The organism is Acinetobacter sp. P1(2025) (assembly GCF_051390655.1).
Lineage (GTDB): Bacteria > Pseudomonadota > Gammaproteobacteria > Pseudomonadales > Moraxellaceae > Acinetobacter > Acinetobacter junii.
In genome coordinates, this window is sequence record NZ_JBPKBJ010000133.1 from 1 (window position 1) to 3,972 (window position 3,972).

Below are 3,972 nucleotides of genomic sequence, written 5' to 3' on the forward strand. Positions count from 1 at the left end.
GCGGTAATCATCAATCACATTCAATAATCGAAACTTGCGACCATCGGAAAGCTGATCATGCATAAAATCTAATGACCAAACCTGATTTTCTCGGATTGGTTCTTTCAATGGTTCAGGCGCATGCCGTTTTAGTCTTCTTCTCGGTTTAATACGCAGATTCAGTGCCAACTCACAGTAAATGCGGTAAACCCGCTTGTGATTCCAGCAGCAACTCTCAACATGCCGTAAATACGAGAAGCACAAACCAAAGCCCCAATCGGAATTTTCCTCAGTGAGTTCAATGAGCTGTTCAGCAATGAGTGCATTGTCATCGCTGAGATTGGCTTGATAGCGGTAGCAGGTTTCACTAATGCCAAATGCTTTACAAGCCAAACGAATACTAATGGCATGCTGGGCAACTGCCTGTTGTGCCATCTTACGCCGGCAAGATGGCTTTACCACTTTTTTGCCATCGCTTCCTGGATGATTTCGGCCTTTAATCGCTCTTCCGCATACATCTTTTTAAGTCTGGTATTTTCGGCTTCTAGCTCTTTCAGTCGAGCCATTAATGATGTATCCATACCACCATATTTGGCACGCCATTTATAAAAGGTAGCATTACTCATGCCGTGTTCACGGCAAAGGGTCGCTACAGGTGTGCCAGATTCTGCCTGTTTCAAGATGGACATGATCTGACTGTCAGTAAATTTAGATGTTTTCATGCAGAATCTCCTGCTCGTATCTTAAGAGAAAATTCTACTTTTAGATCCTATTATTTTTAGGGGGGATTACCGGTCAACTAATTTTGGTATAAGGATTGGAAAGAATTAATTTTACAAAGAAATTTTTAACATCGGATTCTTTTAGAGTTGAAAAAATAGATACTTTTTCAACTTGAGTTAAGTTTTTAGCTTAGTGAAAAATCACAGCTAGAAACTTCTGTGCAAATCAAATTAAAATCAGATTAAGTGTGAAATAAAAGTGATAATTATCAAAATATTACGAAATAAAATAATTGATTGATACTTAAATTGTAGGTACTTTCTATATCAGGTTAGACGGGTTTATATATCGCCTAACTGGGCAAACGACTGACACTCGGAAAGACGAGAAATACCAAAACGCTCATAGTAATGTGAGCGTTTTTAATGCCCTGAGAAATGTCATGTGTAAGCAATATCAGGGCACCTTTATTCATTTGTTCTTCTGATCACATCTCATAAGTTTGATAAACAGCACTAACATGAAAAGATCGCGCAAGAAACCTGAGTATCTACTTACAAAATGGACAACTGATCATGACTGCTTTTTGATTGAAAATAGTGAATTACCAATAGACGAGCTAATTAAACATCTTGGTTTTGATGAAGAAGAAATACTAAGTAGAAAAGAGATTCTTGGACTCACTAGAAGACAAAGACAAATGCGTAAATATCTAACAAATTAGATACGAGTGTTTCTGATTGATGAATGCTTAAACAGACAAACAATACCTCAGACCTCCTTAGGGAGGTTTTTATTATGAATTTAACATCCGCCGAAAGGCGGTTTTTTATTGCCTAAAGGAATCTGAAATGAACATCGAACAATATCTTCAAGAGTTAATTAAGCGTGAAGGTGGTTATGTAAATAATCCCGTAGATCGGGGAGGTGCGACCAAGTTTGGGATCACTGAAGCGGTCGCACGTGTGAGTGGCTTCAAAGGTCACATGCAAGATCTGCCATTAAGTGTTGCCAAAGAAATATATCGAAAACAGTATTGGATCTCGCCACGATATTTGATCAAGTCAATCTGATTAGCAACGCCGTGGCTGAAGTGTTACTGGATACAGGTGTCAATTGTGGGACTGGCTTTCCCAAACCATTACTGCAACGTGCTTTAAATCTTTTAAACAATCAAGATAAAGGCGGATGGCCAGATTTAATAATTGATGGAATTTATGGACCAGTCACTTTGAATGTCCTGAAAACCTTCATGGCCAAACGTGGGGAAAAAGGTGAAAAGGTCTTAATCAGAGTGCTTAACATCATGCAAGGGCAACGTTATATCGAAATCTGCGAACGTAACCCTACACAGGAGCAATTCTTTTATGGCTAGATCAACAATCGAATCGCATAAAAAAAGTTAATCATTGCAAACGCTTATATCATTGATTGTGAGTGTTTTAATTTTTGTGCATAAACTCAGGGTGTTCAGCACATACGATCAATAACAATCTTCATGTTGGAGTTTGTGTAAAAGCCCTCATAAGAGGGCTTGGTTCACAGGTTGATTTTTAGAAACGTACCTTAACTATTCTTATCCTTTTCAGATAACCAATCATTTTGTTCAATTTTTTCTGCAGCTTTCCAACTTGGTAATGAACTCAAATGTTCGACATAGCTTCTGATATGTGGGAATTTTTCACCTTGTTTCATATGGTGAATTAATCCGTGAAGGGCAAATCCCATCATAAAATCGGCGCCAGTTAAACGATCGCCCACCAAAAATAATTTATCTTTTAAATAATCATTTAAATAACCAAAAACTTTATCAAACTCGATTTGAGTATAGTTTTCTAGAAATACTAATTTTGTGCCGTGTTTAGTTTCTATCTGATTAAACGTTTTTAATAAAAATGGCACCATCGCAGAGCTTTCTGCGAAATGAATCCATTGTAGGTAATCTGCATAATTAGCTTCATTTGTATCTGGTGCTAGATGTGGTGCAAGTCTTTGAATCAGTAACTCTACGATAGCTCCTGATTCCGCAATAACTTTACCTTGCCATTCAATCACAGGAGATTTTCCTAGAGGATGCATGTTTTTTAGTGACTCAGGTGCCAAATGAGTAACTTTGTCACGGTAATAGCGTTGCAATTCATACGGTTGTTTGATTTCTTCAAGTAACCACAAAATGCGGAAAGAGCGTGATTGGTCTAAGTGATGTAATGTAATCATGAAGTTTCCTGTCTTAAAAAATTTTATGGGAAATTTCCCAAAATTTTACGGTTTCCAATATACCCTCAAGTCAATTGATAGTGCTGTTTATCTATTTATAAATAGCAACCAACTGGTATAGAAAATGTGAATAATCAGATGTTCTTCAACGTTTGGATTTGTAAGTCAGGACAGAGTGATACTTTGCTAAAAAGCTTAGCAATTCTAGAGTCTGAAACTCTGTAAGTTTCAATATTCTTCTTGGGTTGAAAAAATAAAAATTTAATTTTTATAAAAATCATATATTTAGAAATAATCATTATTTTAAATACAAAGAAGGATGAGTAGGTAAAACATCTGTGTAAAGCTTTTGAACTATATCTCAATCGCAAATATAAAGTTATAAAAGATAAAATATTTTATAGATTTAAAGAACATGCCATTTAATCTATTAATTGAAAATAACTATGATTACGCTTAGTTAAAATTGCAAGGCATTTAACCCTAGATTTTGTAATTTAATGCTACTTGACCGAGATTAGTATTGGTGATAATTTAATCAATAAGGAAGTCATATACTATTTAGGATTAAAGAGAAATCTTTCCTAAGTGAACAAAGATATGACAACCTGAATACACAGCTAACAACGAACGAAACAATTTTGATTGTTTTTAAAAATGTTCAAGGTTGTAGAAAAGCCCGTTAATCGGGCTTTTTTAATGTCAATTTTTAAAAGAAAATCTAAGCTATATTTAGGAACAAAAATTAGAGTAGGAATAGGGGATTGTGGTGCTGATATTGATTATTTTAGTCTTTACCATTGGTTTGGTTTTATTAATCTTATTAGCGAAGAAAGTTAAGTCTATACAGGACAATGCTGATTATAGTCATTCATATTCTTCGACAACTTCCACATCTAATTCATATCAGGAACATGACGATCGGCATTCTGATGAATGTCTGATATGTGCTGAATTAGCAGGAGACTTTCACTTGGGATATGCTAGGCAGCTAACCGATAAAAGTTCTCTGCTATTTGATTTGGCGTTTTAAAATCCAAACTCTTTTGAATT

Annotated in this window: 2 protein-coding genes and 2 pseudogenes; 2 read left to right on the forward strand and 2 right to left on the reverse strand. The window is 35.5% G+C overall.

Going from position 1 to position 3,972, the window contains the following annotated elements; translation table 11 throughout:
- A pseudogene (locus tag ACSC97_RS17840) lies at window positions 1-701 on the reverse strand (transposase); the annotation flags it as partial.
- A gap of 521 nt (window positions 702-1,222) precedes the next feature.
- Here ACSC97_RS17840 and ACSC97_RS17845 point away from each other — a divergent pair.
- Both ACSC97_RS17845 and ACSC97_RS17850 read left to right on the forward strand, forming a co-directional pair.
- Window positions 1,223-1,426 carry an acyl-CoA thioesterase gene (locus ACSC97_RS17845; RefSeq protein WP_436662279.1) on the forward strand — a complete coding sequence of 68 codons (204 nt, stop codon included), beginning with the start codon at window positions 1,223-1,225 and terminating at the stop codon, window positions 1,424-1,426.
- Window positions 1,427-1,553: 127 nt separating this feature from the next.
- Window positions 1,554-2,077, forward strand: a pseudogene (locus tag ACSC97_RS17850) (glycoside hydrolase family 108 protein).
- Between the two features lie 191 nt (window positions 2,078-2,268).
- Here ACSC97_RS17850 and ACSC97_RS17855 read toward each other — a convergent pair.
- Window positions 2,269-2,919, reverse strand: a complete 651-nt coding sequence (locus tag ACSC97_RS17855) for a glutathione S-transferase family protein (RefSeq protein ID WP_436662281.1) — start codon at window positions 2,917-2,919, stop codon at window positions 2,269-2,271.
- Between the last annotated feature and the right edge of the window lie 1,053 nt (window positions 2,920-3,972).